The organism is Paenibacillus sp. V4I7 (assembly GCF_030817275.1).
Lineage (GTDB): Bacteria > Bacillota > Bacilli > Paenibacillales > NBRC-103111 > Paenibacillus_E.
In genome coordinates, this window is the sequence record NZ_JAUSZD010000002.1 from 1,755,503 (window position 1) to 1,773,986 (window position 18,484).

Annotated in this window: 13 protein-coding genes; 10 read left to right on the plus strand and 3 right to left on the minus strand. The window is 42.9% G+C overall.

Annotated features, from left to right (window positions below):
- Positions 1–23 precede the first annotated feature (23 nt).
- The 6 genes from QFZ80_RS09065 (at position 24) to QFZ80_RS09090 (ending at position 9,032) form a co-directional block, all read left to right on the plus strand.
- Positions 24–1,124 (plus strand): glycosyltransferase, encoded by a 1,101-nt coding sequence (locus QFZ80_RS09065; RefSeq protein WP_307547264.1) that lies wholly within the window; start codon positions 24–26, stop codon positions 1,122–1,124.
- Between the two features lie 4 nt (positions 1,125–1,128).
- A complete protein-coding gene (locus tag QFZ80_RS09070) occupies positions 1,129–2,460 on the plus strand; it encodes a UDP-glucose dehydrogenase family protein (RefSeq protein ID WP_307547262.1) in 1,332 nt (443 codons plus the stop codon).
- Between the two features lie 32 nt (positions 2,461–2,492).
- Positions 2,493–3,863: a sugar phosphate nucleotidyltransferase gene (locus QFZ80_RS09075; RefSeq protein ID WP_307547260.1), complete on the plus strand. Its 1,371-nt coding sequence runs from the start codon at positions 2,493–2,495 to the stop codon at positions 3,861–3,863.
- Positions 3,864–4,085: 222 nt separating this feature from the next.
- Positions 4,086–5,630, plus strand: coding sequence for a glycosyl hydrolase (locus QFZ80_RS09080; protein ID WP_307558525.1), 1,545 nt, complete (start codon positions 4,086–4,088; stop codon positions 5,628–5,630).
- A 19-nt stretch (positions 5,631–5,649) separates the two neighbouring features.
- Positions 5,650–8,274 (plus strand): discoidin domain-containing protein, encoded by a 2,625-nt coding sequence (locus QFZ80_RS09085; protein ID WP_307558527.1) that lies wholly within the window; start codon positions 5,650–5,652, stop codon positions 8,272–8,274.
- Between the two features lie 257 nt (positions 8,275–8,531).
- Positions 8,532–9,032: a hypothetical protein gene (locus QFZ80_RS09090; protein WP_307547255.1), complete on the plus strand. Its 501-nt coding sequence runs from the start codon at positions 8,532–8,534 to the stop codon at positions 9,030–9,032.
- A gap of 92 nt (positions 9,033–9,124) precedes the next feature.
- Here QFZ80_RS09090 and QFZ80_RS09095 read toward each other — a convergent pair whose 3' ends face one another.
- Together QFZ80_RS09095 and QFZ80_RS09100 are read right to left on the minus strand one after the other, a co-directional pair.
- A complete protein-coding gene (locus tag QFZ80_RS09095) occupies positions 9,125–9,526 on the minus strand; it encodes an NUDIX hydrolase (RefSeq protein WP_307558529.1) in 402 nt (133 codons plus the stop codon).
- A 257-nt stretch (positions 9,527–9,783) separates the two neighbouring features.
- Entirely contained in the window at positions 9,784–10,662 is an 879-nt protein-coding gene (locus QFZ80_RS09100; RefSeq protein WP_307558531.1) for a pentapeptide repeat-containing protein, read from the minus strand.
- Between the two features lie 231 nt (positions 10,663–10,893).
- On the opposite strand from QFZ80_RS09100, the gene QFZ80_RS09105 reads away from it, so the two are divergent.
- Positions 10,894–11,451, plus strand: coding sequence for a class I SAM-dependent methyltransferase (locus QFZ80_RS09105; protein WP_307558533.1), 558 nt, complete (start codon positions 10,894–10,896; stop codon positions 11,449–11,451).
- Between the two features lie 142 nt (positions 11,452–11,593).
- Positions 11,594–13,003, plus strand: a complete 1,410-nt coding sequence (locus QFZ80_RS09110; RefSeq protein WP_307558536.1) for a PAS domain-containing sensor histidine kinase — start codon at positions 11,594–11,596, stop codon at positions 13,001–13,003.
- 82 nt (positions 13,004–13,085) lie between these two features.
- Here the strand turns inward: QFZ80_RS09110 and QFZ80_RS09115 are convergent, their stop codons facing one another.
- Positions 13,086–13,685: a 50S ribosomal protein L25 gene (locus tag QFZ80_RS09115; protein WP_307547245.1), complete on the minus strand. Its 600-nt coding sequence runs from the start codon at positions 13,683–13,685 to the stop codon at positions 13,086–13,088.
- Positions 13,686–13,848: 163 nt separating this feature from the next.
- Between QFZ80_RS09115 and QFZ80_RS09120 the strand changes: the two genes are divergently transcribed.
- Together QFZ80_RS09120 and QFZ80_RS09125 are read left to right on the plus strand one after the other, a co-directional pair.
- Complete coding sequence (locus QFZ80_RS09120) at positions 13,849–14,142, plus strand: hypothetical protein (protein ID WP_307547243.1); 294 nt, start codon at positions 13,849–13,851, stop codon at positions 14,140–14,142.
- Positions 14,143–14,327: 185 nt separating this feature from the next.
- Positions 14,328–18,482, plus strand: a complete 4,155-nt coding sequence (locus QFZ80_RS09125; RefSeq protein WP_307558538.1) for a response regulator — start codon at positions 14,328–14,330, stop codon at positions 18,480–18,482.
- Positions 18,483–18,484: the final 2 nt, after the last annotated feature.

The following is an 18,484-nucleotide window of genomic DNA, read 5'->3' on the forward strand; positions in this document are numbered from 1 at the left end:
CTAGTAAATAAAGGATGGATCAAATGAAAATAGCAATTGCGCATGATTATTTGGTTCAAATGGGCGGGGCCGAAAGAGTGGTTGAGGTCTTTCACCAAATGTACCCGAGTGCTCCCATCTATACGACCATGTTTAGCAATAACCGGCTGCTCGATGAGCTAAGAGATGCGGATATACGGGCCTCCTGGTTGCAAAAAATGCCTGGAGGGAAAAGCCATTTTAAAGAAATGCTCCCCCTATACCCCTTTGCGATTAAGGATTTTGATTTCCGAGAATTCGATATCGTGCTTAGCTCAAGCAGCGCTTTCATGAAAAGTATTCAGGTTCCGAAGGATACGTTCCATCTCTGTTACTGCCATACCCCGATGCGATTCGCTTGGGATTATGACACGTATATGGAGCGGCAATCCAATTCAAGTGTGATGAAGCGGCTTTTGAAAATCTATATCGATAGGCTTAAGCAATGGGATCAAAAAACGTCGGCTAATGTGAATCAGTTTATCGCTAATTCCTCCGTCGTAAAAAATCGCATTCGAAATTATTACCAACGCGATTCAGATGTTATTTTTCCGCCGATTAATACGTCGCGATTCCATAGCTCAACTTCCATTGATGATTATTATTTGATTGTATCGAGACTTGTTTCGTACAAGCGAATTGATCTGGCGGTAGAAGCATTTAATCGAAATGGACTGCCGTTATACATCGTTGGAGAAGGACCCGACCTCGTGAGGCTTAAGGCAATGGCCAAAGGGAATATCCGTTTCCTGGGAAGGCTGGATGACGGTTCGGTCACTCAAATGATGGCGCAGTGCCGAGCGTTAATCTTTCCTGGTGAGGAGGATTTCGGCATAACACCGCTGGAAGCTAATGCTGCCGGAAGACCCGTTGTTGCCTATCAGGCCGGAGGTGCGCTAGATACGATTGTGCCTCATGTGAATGGTGTATTCTTCAAACGGCAAGAGGTAGAAGATCTGCTGCTTGCGATTCAGGAAGTGGAAAACCATGACTGGGATGTAAGGCAAATCATGCAGCACGCACAGAAATTTGATGAGCAAACATTCATGGATAAACTAAAAGACTACATGGGTAAGGCCTACCAACAATTCAGAGAGGGGCATTAATCGTATGGATATTGCAGTAATCGGGACGGGGTATGTGGGGTTAGTTTCCGGGGTATGCTTCGCTGAAGTGGGCAATAACGTAATCTGTGTGGATCATGATGAACAGAAAATTGAAAAATTGCAAAACCTGATATCTCCGATCTACGAACCTGGTATTGAACAGCTGATGGAGAAGAATCTGAATGCCGGTCGATTGGCCTTTACCTCTGACTTGGCACAGGCCATCAGTCAATCCGAACTCATTATTATTGCGGTGGGCACACCTTCCTTACCAAATGGAGAGGCTAATCTGGCCTTTATCGAGCAGGCGGCCATGGAAATCGGGAAGGCGATGAATAGTTATAAAATCATTGCAACGAAAAGCACCGTTCCTGTTGGTACGAACGAGCATATTCAAATGATTATTGCCATGAATACGATGCAGTCTTTCGACGTCGTATCGATTCCAGAGTTTCTGCGGGAAGGCTCAGCGATCGATGATACCCTTCATCCGGATCGGATTGTCCTCGGGATTGAAAATCCAAGCTTAGCCGCACCTCTTACGGAGCTGCACCGTTCATTTACCGATCAAATCTTCGTTACAAGTATTCGCAGCGCGGAGATGATCAAGTATGCTTCGAATGCCTTTCTTGCGACCAAAATTTCATTTATTAATGAAATATCCAATATTTGCGAGAAAGTTGGCGCAGATGTCACTGAGGTTGCCAAAGGAATGGGGCAAGATAAGCGAATTGGCTCTTCCTTCCTGAGTGCGGGTATCGGCTACGGGGGTTCTTGTTTTCCCAAGGATACAGACGCATTGATTCAAATTGCCGGTAATGTCGACTATGAGTTTCAATTGTTAAAGTCGGTTGTCGAGGTGAACAAATCGCAGCGTTATAAAGTAATTTCCAAGCTGGAAGCGTCCCTCGGTCCGCTTAGCGGCAAATCCATTGGCATCTGGGGATTGTCTTTTAAACCGAACACGGATGACATTCGTTATGCGCCTTCCATCGAAATCGTGGAAACCTTGATTCGTGCGGGAGCACGGCTGAAGCTGTATGATCCCATTGCGATGGAGAAATTTAAGGAACGTATCGACCATCCGGCAATTCAATGGTGTGAGAATGCTCTGGAGGCAGCTACGGGGTCCGACGCCATTTGTTTACTTACGGATTGGGAAGAATTCAAAGCTGTCCCATTATCACAGCTCATTTTCGTCATGGAGCAGCCGATTCTTATTGATGGTCGCAATGTGTTTAGCAAAGAGCAGGTTCAGGGAACTGGACTCAAATATTATTCGGTAGGGAGACCTGATTTGATCGGGGCATCCCGTCCCAAAGCGCTGGCTAGATAATTATCAAATAAACCGAGTGGAGCGTGGTATTTATGAAATTGGTTCTTCTTTCCGGCGGGTCGGGTAAACGACTGTGGCCATTGTCCAATGATTCCAGATCCAAGCAATTCTTAAGGGTACTTGAAGATGCTGAAGGCAGAAGTGAATCCATGGTTCAACGTGTATGGAGACAACTGCAGAATACAGGCCTCGGCGATGATGCTTACTTAGCGACGAACCGCTCCCAGGTTGAAATGATTATAAGTCAATTAGGCGGCGATGCCCCGCTTATTGTTGAGCCTGAGAGAAGAGATACCTTCCCTGCAATCGCGCTTGCTGCTGCTTATATGTATGATGTCGAGAGTTTGCCCCTGAATACAGTGATTACGGTGTTACCCGTAGATCCCTATGTCGATGAGGCTTTCTTTCAGAAAATCAAACAGTTAGAAGAAGTTCTGCACGAAACGGATGCGAATTTGGCGCTAATGGGCGTTGTTCCAACGATTCCGTCTGAGAAATACGGGTATATCGTTCCCTCTGACAAACGCAGAGAAGGGTCAGAAGCACTGCATGTCAACCATTTTGCTGAAAAGCCGAATCGTGAACAGGCAGCTGCCTTGATTGAACAGAAGGCGCTTTGGAACTGCGGTGTCTTCGCTTTCCGGCTAGGCTATCTCATTGAGGTCATGGTGGAAAAGGGCATCCCGATTCAATATGAAGAAATGCTTAAAAATTATCATAAACTAACGAAAATTAGCTTTGACTACGAAATTGTTGAGAAGGAAGCGAGCTGTGTTGTCGTACCTTACGACGGCTATTGGAAAGACCTTGGTACTTGGAATACACTGACAGAGGAAATGAGCCGATCCCAGATTGGAACGGGCATCGTGACCGAAGATTCCGAGAATACCCATTTGATTAATGAGCTAGATATTCCAGTTACGGTGATTGGGATCAAGGACGCCGTCATCGCTGTCAGCCCTGATGGGATTCTTGTAACGAGCAAGTCGGAAAGTCCTCGGATTAAGGAAGTCATGAATAAAATTGAACACCGACCGATGTATGAGGAGCGCAGGTGGGGACGTTATCGTGTGATTGACTATGTCAAGTATGCAGAAGATAATGAGGTGCTGACTAAACGGATTCTCGTCCATGCAGGTAAAAATATAAGCTATCAGCTGCATTATAAACGCAGTGAAGTGTGGACGATCGTAAGCGGCGTTGCGGATATAGTCATTAATGACAAGCTCTATCAAGTGAAGCCTGGAGATGTCGTTCGAATTCCAGATGGAACTAGGCACAGCATTCGAGCCATAACGGATGTTGAATTTATCGAGGTCCAGAGCGGATCCGAATTAGTGGAAGAAGACACGGTTCGTATTTGTATGGCATGGAAGGATATCCCCCTTCACCAATTTATTTAAGATTTGTTTTGAAACAACGAACCGCCTTCTATTCGACTTTCGCGAATGGAAGGCGATTCCTTGTTTGAAAGCATAACTGAAATTGGAAAAACTTTCAAAATATTTATATAAAGCTTATACAAATCTAATATATGCCCTGTATGGTAGATTGAGCAGGATGAACAATCGTGTAAGGAACGTAAATCGGGGTTCATTGTGTCAATCTACGATACTGGAGGAAAGATGATGATCGATTTTTTTGGAAAGGTGGGTGTGCATAAGAAGGTGGTTTCCTTATTGTTTCTACTCTCTTTGCTAGCACCGAATATCTTGCTTCACCCTAACGTAACGAATGCGTCAGTTGTTCCTATCAACTCACAAGCTACGTATGAGGCTAAGGCAGTACTGCAGCAATTGTATGCCATCTCGGGTGTAAGCATCATTAGCGGGCAGCATGATTACTTAGAAAGCCCAGATGAATGGACGAATCAAGTCAAAGGCTTGACTGGTAAATATCCGGGTCTTCATGGTTATGAATTCGGTGCCATTATGAATCAATCAGAAAGTCAATTGGCAGAACAAAGACAACGGGTGGTAAATAGTGCGATAGCATGGAACCAGGCTGGCGGTTTGGTAACGATATCATTTCATGAAAGCATTCCTGGAACGTGCCTTTGCTGGTCAAATGTGAAGAAGGAAATGAGCCAAGCCGATTTTGATAAGTACGTAACGCCAGGGACTCCCCAGTACACGCAATTGCTTGCAGATCTCGATAAAGCGGCTGTCTACTTAGGGAAACTTAGGGATGCAGGTGTTCCTGTCTTATGGCGCCCTTATCATGAAATGAATGGGAATTGGTTCTGGTGGGGCAAGAAGAGCAACTTCCCTGCATTATGGAATATCATGTACGACCGCTTCGTTCATGTGCATAAGTTGAACAATCTACTTTGGGTTTGGAGCCCAAATGCACCAAATGCTTTGGCTGACTCGTATACAGCTACTTATCCCGGAGAAAATAAGGTGGATGTTCTCGCTGTTGATATCTATGACAATGATTACCATCCAGATTATTACACGAAAATTGTTGAATTAGCTAAGGGTAAGCCTGTAGCCGTGGGGGAAAATGGTGAGCTGCCTAGTGACACTATTTTGAATGAGCAGCCCAAATGGGCCTATCTAATGACATGGGGCAAAATGCTGGCCGAAAATAATAACCTACAAGAAATTGAAACCTTTTATACGAATTCGAAATTATTGACAAGAGAGTCGCTTCAAACTATTAAAGTACCTGACTCACTACCTGTCTTTCAACCAGTCTTAGAACCAGTCTTAGAACCTATCTTACAACCTGTCTTAAAGGAAGAGAGATATGGGTTGCAAGCGGAATATTACGATAACAAGGATTTGACCACACTGAAGGAAACGAAGGAAGACGCCAAGATTGATTTCAATTGGTCCACGTCGGCTCCCTTTCCTTCTATGCAAGCAGATACGTTTTCCGTCAGATGGACGGGTAAACTCAAGCCGAAATTTACGGAAACTTATAAAATTTCTACGTTAAGTGACGATGGCATCCGAGTTTGGGTGAATGGCGTGCTGGTTATTGATAGTTGGTTTAATCAAAGCTGGGTGGAACGATCCGGAACCATTGCTCTTACCGCTGGAGTACCTGTTGATTTGAAAGTCGAATATTATGATAATATGAATGGTGCTGTTGCTAAAGTCATGTGGACGAGCCCGTCCCAAGTGAAAGAAATTATTCCCGCGAATGTCCTATTACTTCCTTGATGGTTGAGAGGTATCTAACATGATGAGATATGTGATTGTACCAACTGCCTTGTTGATCTTACTGATCCTGACCTCGGCTTCGAATGACTACGGTGCATCGGCTAAAACAGATTTTGTAAAAGTGATGACAGCTTCCAATCAGATTGGTAATCAAATATGGATGTTGGGCAACCAGAACGATTCCTATTTGGAATTTGAAAGTGGAAGCGCAGGACAGAGCAGCTACACCGTAACGCCCGACTTGAAGCAGACGGATGCTTGGGACACAGTTCCTCAAGGTCTTAATAAATCTATGAATCCTAACTTTACGATCAACTTCTCGTTAGCTGAAATACCCGAATATGGTGTTCATTTCCGAGTTAGAATTCTGGATGCTCATAAAGCAATTCCTCAGATGGCGGTTTTCTCCAACAAGTTGCTTTCTGGCATCATTCAGATTGCTGGAGTCGGGGGGACAACAAGCACTTACCCGTACAAGAAATTATATGAGCTTTATATTCCTAAGGAGCAGCTGCAGCTGGGAAATAACGAATTAAAGCTGTCAGCCGTAGGCTGTTTGTATTGTACGGAAGATGAGAACAAATTTCTCTGGTGGAAATGGGATTACCTAGCACTTAATGCGCTGTCTTCACCTGCCGAAGAACCGATTCATGGGAGATATGTGGAATCCGGTACTAAGGTAAGCAATCTGTCATTCTACTATGATCAGGGAGCAGTCAGACACCTTCCTTATGTATTGAAATGGCTAGGAATCGCCTACAGCGGCAATGTGATGAGGGTAGACTGTGCAACAGATGTGAAGCAGGGATGCTCGTCTATTAAGTCTTATTACGAAACCCTGCGTGATTACAATACCCAGGCAGTAGCTCTTCATTTGCATACAGGAAACATTAAGCTGAAAGAGGATGGCACACTGCCAGCAGATGCAGAGAATAAGCTGTTAGATTATGTGAAGCAGAATGGGTCCATGTTTCAATATTATGAGATTGATAATGAACCAGGCTTATTCAATCGCTCCAAAGGGGTGAATCTAGCCATTGCGAAGTGGTTAAACACCCATCTTCCTGAGCTTGCTCCTCATGTGAAAACCGTGGCTCCCGGCTGGGCATATGCACCTAAGTACAATATTCGATCATGTAGGAATCAATCCACATCTGGCATGTTTAAATGTGGAGATCCAGACGGGTGGGAAGACGATGCAGAGCAGCGAATGGAGCTAGAAGAGCTGACAGATTTAACGAATGGACATGCTTATGGAACTTCGTATTCCGATAATAAGGACGGAAGCTTCTTAGAAAATCTGCAAACATTCGGAGGAGCAGAGGATGGCCTCAAGAAACTAATGTTGAATACGGAGTATGGAACTTCGGACAGTCATAAGGATCCTAAAGAATTTGGTGCTACGCAGCCCCAATCGGCGGTCTTCGATCGCATTATGAGGGCTCATATCGGTTATGCCGATATGTTTATGCAGCATGCAGCATTTTATCCGCAATATGCCTTGTTTGAGTCAGGGATTGATTTGAATACACAAAACCCAGCACAAATGAAGATTCATAAGAACTTAACGGATAAAGATACACGAGTTGGGATTATGCGCAGGTTGAATCTAGCCTATGCCACGCATGGGAAACCGCTAGTATACGAGATAACCAACAAGTTGGAGTTGGCTGATAAGCTTGTTTATTTTCGCGGCGTGGATACATCAACATTGCCTGCACTGCCAGGATCAGAAGCGAAGTCGGACAAAATTCTGCTTAACTTCGTAAATTTTGGGACGAGTACCCAAACGATACACGCCAAAGTAACGATGCCTGAGGCTGCTTTATATGAAGGAGAAAGATTCGGAGCGGGTGATACCTATGACTCAGCACGTACGTATTTGACAGGGCTGCAAGCAGCCCCGGAGCTTGAATTCAAGGAAACGCTGCTTCCAGGTGAAGCTGTACAGTATATCCTGACGCAGACAGATGGGGTAAACTCGATTGCTCCTACGTGGATTCAGGCAAAGCCTATAGAGAATCATGCGATTGAGCTTAGCTGGAAAGAAGCTGAAGGAGCACATAGTTACGATGTTTTACGAAAAACAGGTACGGCTGAGGGCAGTTACGAGGTGATCGCTGAACAAGTGCCAGAAACTAGTTTTGTCGATACCGATACGCTGCTTGGGAACACATACATGTATCAGATCAGAGTGTCAGGTTCAAAAGAGGTTTCACAAGCGGCAGCGGCGACGGCTATCGAAGAAGTTGCTCTGAACCGGGCAGAATGGGGAGTAACCAGCAATTCTGGCAAACCTCAAGGTGCAATTGATGGTAGTCCCTATACGCGTTGGGATACAGGGATTGCTCAAGCACCTGGGCAATTTTATCAAATTGATTTGAAGAACTCGTTCACAATCAACAAAATTGTGCTGAGAAGTGAGAATTCGCCGAATGATTATCCGAGAAAGTACGAAGTATATGTATCTATGGACGGCTTCAATTGGGGATATTCTTCAATCGCATCGGGTGTTGGCACAAGCGTTCTAGAAATCAACTTCAAACCACAAAATGCGCGATACGTAAAGATTGTCCAAACAGTGAAAGCAGGGAATTATTGGTCCATCCATGATCTGCAAATTTATGGTCACAAAACGGATTGACAGAAGCTTATAATGAATAGCAGTGAAGGAAGGGCAGCTACTCCGAAGGAGAGCTGTTTTTTTGTCGTTTGTTTATGATCACTACGCCATGTTACTGCTTGAGAAGATCAAGTAACAGCGTTGAAATTCGCCGATCAAGGACGTAAGGTCCTAGAGAAAGTGAGCAACATTTATGAGCGGGAGTTCACACTGCAGCGCTAACAGAATACACTTAGAATAGATGACATTTAACAACGGTGTGACGAGGAGGGGTACAGTTGAGATATACAGTGCAGTATATACCTCTAAGTAAGATTAAGCCGGAAAATATCGCTGCTAAGACCTCACTAAGAAATAAGGAGTTTAAAAAAGTTGCGCAAGACCTAATGCATCTGTTGATTGTGCGTAAAAGCAGAAAAGAAGGTGGTTACGTTATCCTAGGCGGACATCATCATTTCGATTTCCTCAAAAAGCATACAAAAAAAAGTTCAGCTGTATGTCTTGTAGATGAAAGAAAGATTTCTGCAAGTGTAGGATCACTGATTAATCGCTTCAGGAAACGACCACTACCCTATGATATTCCTGACATCTCACCGGATCGGATTGCAGTTAACAGCTGGGCTATCATTCGTACTTTTTTGAAAAGGGAGCCTCGATTTCGAAGGCTTTCCCGAAGACAGCAATTGAAGGTACTTCGGCTTGGTATTCAATATAGGAAAACAACGATACAATCCATGCAAGCAAAAGTAGAAGATCTCTTAAAAAAGATTGTGAACTGATGAGACAAAACGAACAGGGAAATTAGTTGAATAAAGTAAGATAAAAACGAGAAAGGAGCTACCGCAGCTCCTTTCTTTTTCACGAACATGGTTTATGAAAGCAACTTCATCTCACTTAATTTATCAAAAATGATTTGGCAAACCGGAGATACACGATCCCGGTCCTTATAGGTTAACCAGACCAATTCATCTATTTCAGAAGCTGGACGCAGCTCTCCTTCAAAATCCGCCGTATAACATGTCATTTTTACTTGCGTACCTTCCGTTTTACCATGAGCTTGAGCTTCAAACGTCCCAAAATGCAAGACGGTTTCTGGCTTTATTCGAACGGATAATTCCTCTTCAATTTCACGTAAAAGAGTTTCGATATCGGTTTCATTAGGTTCCCTTTTTCCTCCAGGTAAATAAGAGGTATCTTTTCCTTTGGAACGAGCGCCTAATATTTGACCATCAACAACGTATATCCATGCAATTTTATCTATTAATGTAGTCATCTAGTACTCCCTAATCTTATTTTTCTGAAATTATAGCATAACGGCATACAAGAGTGTACTCATTGATCAAGGCGCTGCGGTCTGTTGACGATAAGTGAAGGAGCGGGAGATTAGTTTGGAAAAAGGTATTTCAACAAATTAAAACGAAATAGAATATAGTGTAGAAGGGGATGGAAATGGATTAACGAGTGCCATGTCGTATGGCCTAATAAAAGAGGTCAACCAGTAAAAACAGGCTGACCTCATAACACGATATTCTATGCTTTGATTTTGGACCAGTGTGTTGGTCGAGTGAGCGATGGTGACAACTTCGTGTTGCCATCGCCCTTCGCCGCGTTGAGTTGGGCTTGGGTGAGAAAGATACTATCGGTGAGATTGGCGCCGCTAAGGTCAGCGTCCCGGAAATCAGCCCCGATGAGGTCAGCCACTCTCAGGTCGGCACCTTTGAGGTTAGCTGCGATAAGGTAGGCCCCTCTCAAGTTAGCGCCTCTCAGGTCGGCGCCTTTCAGATTGGCCCCGATAAGGTCTGCACCTCGACCGTAGGTCTTCTGATTCCCAGCGAGGTTCTTCAGCTTGCGTAGGGTTTCGGCTCGCACGAGCTCGCTCGTCCGTAGAAGCAGAACATTGACATTGGCTCGGTGTGCTACCACGTCCAGTTCCATAAGAGAGTCGGCACTGAGGTGAGTGAGGCGTTCCGTTTCTTCGAGCGCTAAGCTGAGTTCACCGCGGATAGGACGGGACGGTTGCAATGTTAGTGCTTCGGTCAGATACCAGAGCAGCTCATGGAGTTGACGCATGATCGGGAACACCTCGAACATTTGCTTTGCGGACCCTGGAACTTGACGCCAATCATTTCCGCCGAAGGTGACATGGGAAACCTTTTGCCCCGCGCCGAAGCAGTCATACACCGTACAACCTCGAAAGCCCAGCTGCCTGAGGTTGTTGTGGACGCCGCAGCGGAAGTCCGACTGCAGGTTGGGGCAGGGCTGGCCAGCGTCTTTGTTGATTGCGAAGTCTGACGAAGCTGCGTAGGGCAGTGCGACACAGCACAAGCCGAAGCAATTCTCGCAGTCAGATTGCAGACTGAGAGGATTCTTGCCGTTTAAAGTTTCTGCATATTCGTGATCCTCAGACAATGTTTGGCCTCCTTCCGCTACACCATATTCTCATACTTGTCACGTTTCATCGTCAAGACTATGGGATGGTCATAGAATGTTATTTTATGTATGAAAAATGAATATTTCTACAATTCTATTATAGTATTACTGAATATTTTTTCTGTCAATCCTTGCCTGTGACTAGGAGTTAAAACGAAGGAGTAGATAACTATCCGCAATAATTGGTTCGTTAATAATTATGATAGATTAATGAAACCCTTGGAGACTAAAAGATTTATAGATATCCGCTCCGAGTTAATTAACAAAGCAAAGGGAGAAGTTTTGGAAATCGGAAGCGGAACAGGAATTAATTTCAGCTTCTATAAGGACGTATCTGTAACAGCAATTGAACCGAATCCAGTTCTAAGGAAGGCCTCGTATGAGCGAGCTTACGAAGCTAAAATGCCTATCCATGTAATTGAAGGTAATGCTGAACAATTGCCATTTGCAGATCATTCATTTGATACTGTGGTTGGGACTCTAGTTTTATGTACGATACCAAATCCAGTAAAAGCGATTAGAGAAATTAGTAGAGTGTGTAAACCTACTGGAACAATTTTATTATTTGAGCATATCCGACATGAAAATAGCCTATTGGGAAAGATACAAGATCTCCTGACACCGATATGGAAGAGAGCTTGTGATGGGTGTCATTTGAATAGAGATACAATTCACTTACTGAGACAAGAAGAGTTAGAAATAATTGACATAAAAAAACATGTAGGAAACATTTTCATAACTGTTGAAGCTAGAAAAAAACAGAAGTGAGTATCCGTGGATTCTGTGTAACCATGTTAATTGATTCATAATATTAATTTATTTTTTGGAAATCCCAACTTTAATAAAGGGTTTTTTCCATTAGAGACGAATAAGCTACAATCACTTGTTTGAGATAAGGGGATGTTTACTCTTGATATTGAAAGAACATCTAATCGATTCCTTTATGAATTTAACCTCAGACGGAATTGTTATCGTTGATGTGAATGGAAAAGTGTTAGAGGTAAATAAGAAGTTTGAAGAATTACATGGCTGGACAAGAGAAGAAGTAATCGGGAAAATATTGCCGATGACTCCTGATAAATATAAGGAAGATGCTCTTCGGCTATATCAGTCCTTAATAGATGGGGGTCAAAGCTCGGATTTCGAAGCGTTAAAACTAAGAAAAGATGGTTCAACCTTTTATGCAAATGTGACGGTCTCACCAATGAAAGATAACGAAGGAGTTGTTATTGGGTTTATTGGTGTGGAAAGGGATATTAGTGAAAAGAAAAGAGCGGATGAGGAGCTTTTAGAAAGAGAAAAACAATTTCGAAGGTTGATTAAACTTAATCCAGAACCCATTGCTCTGCATAACGATGGTTTCATCCAGTTTGTGAATGATGCCTGTTGTAAGCTGTTTGGTGGCGTTTCTTCAGATGACTTTAAGGGAAAACCAGTATATGATTTTTTCTGTATAAGTGCCAAGGAATTCATTCAAGAGCGGCTTCAGTATGTGATGCAGTCTGATTCTTATACGGAGTTTATGGAGATAAAGCTGCGGAAATTAGATGGAACTTTTTTTGATGCTGAAATATCCTCCATTTATGTCCACAAAAACATGGGGGTTCCTGTCATACAGACCGTGATTCGTGATCTCACGGAGCGCAAAAAGTCTGAAGAAGCCATTATTAGATCAGAAAAACTGTCGCTCATCGGTCAATTGGCAGCTGGGATTGCACATGATATACGTAATCCTTTAACCTCCTTGAAAGGTTTTGTGAAATTACTAAAGGCCAAAAATACAGACTACGTGGATGTCATGTTGGAAGAATTAGAACATATTAACTATGTTGTTAATGAATTTATGACTCTGGCTAAACCACATCTGAATTGTTACATGGAGAGTACATCCCTAGGACTTGTCAAAAGTGTGGTTGGTTTTCTGCAGCCTCATGCTCATCTCTATAACGTTCAAATACATATTGACATGGATCCAGACATACCAGCCATTTATTGTAACCCTGATCAAATCAAGCAGGTTTTAATAAATATTTTAAAGAATGCAATTGAATCTATGCCGAATGGGGGATTAATTCAAATTGCTATCCGAAATCCAATCAATCAAGGTGTGATGATCCGCATCGAAGATCAAGGTGTAGGCATTTCTGGAGAGAGATTATCCCAGCTAGGGGAGCCTTTTTATACGACAAAAGTGAATGGTACAGGTTTAGGGCTTATGGTTTGCAAACGAATAATCGAGGGACATGGAGGCAAATTGTTAATTCAAAGTAAAATTAATCAGGGTACTGCCGTGGAAATCGAATTGCCTTTTAATAAATAGAGCTAGAACTAAAAACCGACTCTCCCGCATAAGCTGCGTAAAGAGCCGGTTTTATTATTCCTGTGTCATCGTGGCAAACACTTTAAGCTTTAGACTGGGCAGCTTCCTCTGCCTGTTCTGCAGCTGGTTCAACCACCTCGTCAAGCTTCTGCATGCCAAGTATCGTGACCAGAATAGTTTCTGGATCACTTAAGACTTCAACATGCTTGGGAACTTTAAGATCAGCGATGGTTATATGTTCGCCGATATTGAGCTTACTAATATCAATGGCGAGATGTTCCGGCAGCTTGTTCGGCATACAGCGGATCATGACCTCATGAGTTTCTATTTGGAGAATGCCGCCTTCCTTGGTGCCCTTAGCTTCCCCCGTGAAATGGACGGCAATCGATGTATCAAGCTGTTCTTTCATATTAATTTGAAGAAAATCAATATGCAGTAATTGACCCGTCAAGCAATCCTTCTGGACTTGATGGACGATTACCGGGTGTTTGGTTTTGGACGGCAGGGTAACATGAAGGATGGCATGAGGATTGCGTTTCAGTGATGCGCGGATTTCTTTTTCCGGGACAGTAACATGTTCGGAATCCATACGTGAGCTGTACACCACAGCAGGAATATGCCCCTCAGCTCGCAGCTTCTTTACAGGACCTGATCTTTCGGATAGTAAAATCGTTGTAGACATGTGTTGCACCTCCGTTGCATTTGTAGAGCGGCTTTCAGCCCTAATAGTCATTTACCCGATAAATGGTGCATTGAAACAGGGTGGAGTTAGGAAAATTTTTCGTTTTGGGCTTCTTTATCTCTTCATATGATAGTAAAATAGAGGACAAGAGGAGGATTGATAAATGATGAGTGCACTGAAGAGTTTCACTGATTCAGATCAACAAATTTCGTTAGAGTTAAGAGATGATCATTTAACTGTGCTTCGTTTCTACGGTGAAACATCCATTTACCCTTTCAAAAGTATTTCTCTTGCCTCTGAGCCTATTCCAGAATATCCACTTAATCGTGTGGCGTTAACGGTTATTGATTTCAACACTGGTGTAACCGATTTCAAATTTTCTTCTAGTAAAAATGATTTTGAGATATTCGTCCAAAAGCTGATCGAAATCCATAGTGAATTTATTCCGAACCACTAGTTTATTTGGTAATAGTTGAATCTACCAAGGACAGACGTTCCCAATCGTTCTGTCCTTTTTGTATTTGCTTTTGCAAGCATATTATTGTTCCTTTTTCGCTCAAAAAAGAGGGGGTTTGTCGTAATTTGTAGAATATATACTTCTGAACGTGATACATAGTCTCAACCAAAGAGAGGGCTCGCCACATGCAATGGATTCGGAACGCTAAAATAAATTACAAGCTGATCTTTATGATTGTACTGCCAATGTTGGGATTGTTATATTTCTCCTCCAATGCCATTTATGAAAAAGTAAAAGAGCTGTCAGAACTGAACAGGCTGCAGACACTGGTTACTACGGAAATCTACATCAATGATCTAATTCATGAAATTCAGAAGGAGCGGAGCCTTTTATCAGGTTACTTTGAAGATAAAACGGTTACGCGTCAACTAGTCGATCAACGTAAGTTTACCGAAGATAAGACAAGTGCTTTTCGTGAGCAATTAAGATCATTGAACACATCCGTTTTGGGTGATAAGTTTAAGCAAAATGCAAATAATGCGGTAAGCAAGCTAGACCAAATGGTGATTCTTAGAACACAACTTGATCAGGGGAAAGCCAATGAGAATGAAACACTCTCTTTTTATATGGAAACGATAAACAGTCTCTTTGATATGATGCAAAACACAAACGAAATAAGCTCGAATAAACAAATTTCAAACATGGTTAATTCCTATATTCTGTTTTCCAAAAGTAAGTTTGCCGTAAGTAGGGAGCGCTCCTTATTATTTCATGTTTTTTCCTTGAATCGTGCGGATTTAAATGATTTTGAACAGATCGGTGTGTTAGAGAACGAACAATTGCTTTATTATAAGGAATCCAAATTACTCGCATCAGAGGCAGCGCAACAACTCTACCAGGAGACGGTGAAAGGACAAGCCATTAACGAAGTTGACCGTCTCATTCGGCTAGTTCTGCAAACGGAACCTGGGAAAGCGCTCGGAGTAGACTCACAGCAATGGTACAACGTAGCAACACAAGAAGTGGATCTTCTTAAAGAGGTTGAGGATGGACTTTCGACAGAATTAATTCAAAGCATGGAAATCATCAAAAAGAGTACCACGCAATCCTTGATTGGAGTAGCCATTTTTAACGTCATTATTCTAATCCTCTCATTTTTGGTAATCGTTTTGATTTCGAGAATGCTTTTATCTCAAATCCGGCTGCTTAAGAGATCGACAGAGCTCATTCTGACCGGAGTCACCGATATTCATCTGGATGTTCAATCGAAGGATGAATTTGGCGAGCTGATGGAAGCTTTCAATCAGATGGTTGCTAGCTTTAAAGAGGTCATAACTCAGGCAGATCGCATTTCATTAGGTGAATATGAGCAGACGATTGTTCCTCGTTCAGATCGAGATCAGCTGAGTGTGGCATTAATTCGAATGCTGACCTCTTTAAAAGAAACAACCGCTGAAAATGAGCGGCAATTCTGGTTGAAAACACAGTTAGCTCGTTTGACGGGGCTTGCACAAGGTGTTACAAGTGTACAGCAGCTAGTGGGCATGCTTATATCAGAAATATCGCGTCTTGTCGGAGCAGGTCAAGGCATTATCTATTTGAAAGAGATGCAATCCAGTGAGAATCAATCCAATGAATATGTCATGCTCGGCAGCTATGCCTTTAAAGAAAGAAAGAACGTAGCCAATCGGGTTCGACCTGGTGAAGGTCTAGTAGGTCAATGTATTCTTGAGAAAAAGCCTATCTTGCTATCGAATGTGCCAGGCGATTATATACACATACAATCAGGTCTCGGGGAATCGAAACCTTTCCAAATCGTCGTTCTTCCTATCCTCTTCGAGGAGGACGTGTTGGCCGTTATAGAGCTGGCCTCTTTTAAACCATTTACAGGCATAGAGCACGAATTATTGGAACAACTATCCGATACACTAGGCGTTGTCATTCAAGCCGCTAACAGCCGTCAGAAGACGGAAGCTTTATTGCGTGAATCCCAATTGTTAACGGAAGAACTTCAAACACAACAGGAAGAACTGCGCACAGCCAATGAAGAATTGGAAGAACAGACGCTGATGCTGAAGCAATCCGAAGAAAAGATGCGAATCCAAAGTGAGGAACTTCAGGCAATTAATGAAGAACTTGAAGAAAAAACGAACTATTTGGAAGTGCAAAAAGCCGACATCGAAAAGCAAAATGCCTTTATTCAATTATCAAAGCAGGATTTAGAAGAAAAAGCGAAGGAATTGGAGCTAGCGAGTCAGTACAAATCGGAGTTTTTGGCCAATATGTCGCATGAACTCCGGACGCCACTTAACAGCTTGCTGATTTTATCTAAATCATTATCCTCTAATGAAGATGGTAATTTAAATGAAGATCAAATTGAGTCGGCTAAGATTATCCATAGTGGCGGCTTGGATTTATTGACTTTAATTAACGACATTTTGGATTTATCCAAAGTGGAAGCGGGTAAATTGGACATCCAAATGGAAGAAGTGAGGCTGGACGATTTACTTCAGTCCATCCGTTACCAATTTAATCCAGTAGCCAAACAAAAGGGCCTTTCGTTTATTTTAAAAATGGACGATCAAATTCCGGAAATCGTGACGACAGATGGTCAGCGTACCGAACAAATCCTGAAAAACCTTTTATCCAATGCATTTAAGTTTACGGCTTCCGGTAGCGTTACGGTTGAGATCGCGCGTGCCGGAAAAGGAACGGCTTACCAAAATAAATATCTGGAAGAAAATGGGGCTTTAGCTTTAACTGTAACCGATACGGGAATTGGTATTCCTGCTAGTAAACAGCAAGCTATATTCGAAGCTTTTCAGCAGGCGGATGGTACGACGAGTCGCAAATATGGAGGAACGGGCCTTGGTTTAACCATTTCTAGAGAGTTGGCTAAGCTATTGGGTGGCGAAATTCATATGCGAAGTACCGAAGGGAAAGGCAGCAGCTTTACGCTTTATCTCCCGCTCGGAAGAGCAGCTAATACTGAAATCTCAGAGCCAAAAAGTACGTCGATAAAAGCTGAAGTTGCAGAATCGGTCGATTCTCTACAGTTTTTAAGTGAATCTTTGATTGCAAGCACCATTGAAGATCATCTTCAAGTGGCTCAGGCGGCAAAAACGTTCTTGCCTGACGATCGCTTGCATCTGAGGAATACTGTGCAGGATAAGATTATTTTGATCGTGGAAGATGATCCGACGTTCGCCAAAATTCTTATGGACATGTCTTACAAAAAGGGGTTCAAGTGCCTTGCTGCAGGAGATGGCTTCAGTGCCCTTCAATTAGCCAAGCAGCATATTCCAAGCGCAATTCTTCTGGATTTGGGGCTTCCTGATATGGATGGCCTGAAGGTCCTTGATCATTTGAAATATCATAATGAAACTCGTCACATACCTGTGCACATCATTTCAGGTCGAGAGAAAAGCTCAGACTCCTTACAGCGCGGGGCTATCGGCTATTTGTCGAAACCAATTCAGGCGGAAGACATTGAAGCTGTTTTTAACAAAATTGAACATAAGCTGCAAGAGCGTATCCAACAGGTCTTAGTGGTGGAAGATGATTTGAATAACCAAAAGGCTATTCATGAACTGCTAAAGCATAAGAAGGTTGACATCCATAGTGTTTCCACGGGTAAAGATGGTCTGCAGCTTATGCGTTCACAACCCTTTGATTGTGTGATTCTGGATTTAACATTGCCAGATATGACAGGCTTTGAACTGCTGCAGCAATTAGTTGTTGATTCAGAAGGCTCCATACCGCCGATCATTATTAATACAGGAAAAGAGCTCACACAGGAAGAGTATAAGGAATTAAACCACTTTACGGACAGCATTGTGATTAAAGGTGCGAATTCACCGGATCGCTTGCTGGATGAGGTTTCTCTCTTCCTTCACAGCGTTCATAAATCGCTTCCACAAGCGCATAAAGAAATGATTCGTATGGTGCGTGATTCCGATGAATCCTTGAAGGGACGTAAAATATTGCTGGTGGATGATGACCTTCGCAACACGTTTGCCTTATCCAAAGTATTAAGGAAACACGGCTTGGATGTCGTGATGGCGGATAATGGGAAGCTGGCTTTGGATAAACTGGAAAGTGAATCCGGGATCGAATTAGTCATTATGGATATTATGATGCCGGTGATGGACGGTTATGAGGCCATAGGTCATATTCGCACCATGCCGAAGTTCCAGTCCCTCCCGATTATCGCCTTAACGGCAAAGGCCATGACGGGTGACCGTGAAAAATGTATAGAGAGGGGAGCCAATGATTATATGACGAAACCAGTAGATACCGATAAATTGTTATCTTTAATCAGGGTTTGGCTCTTACGATAGAA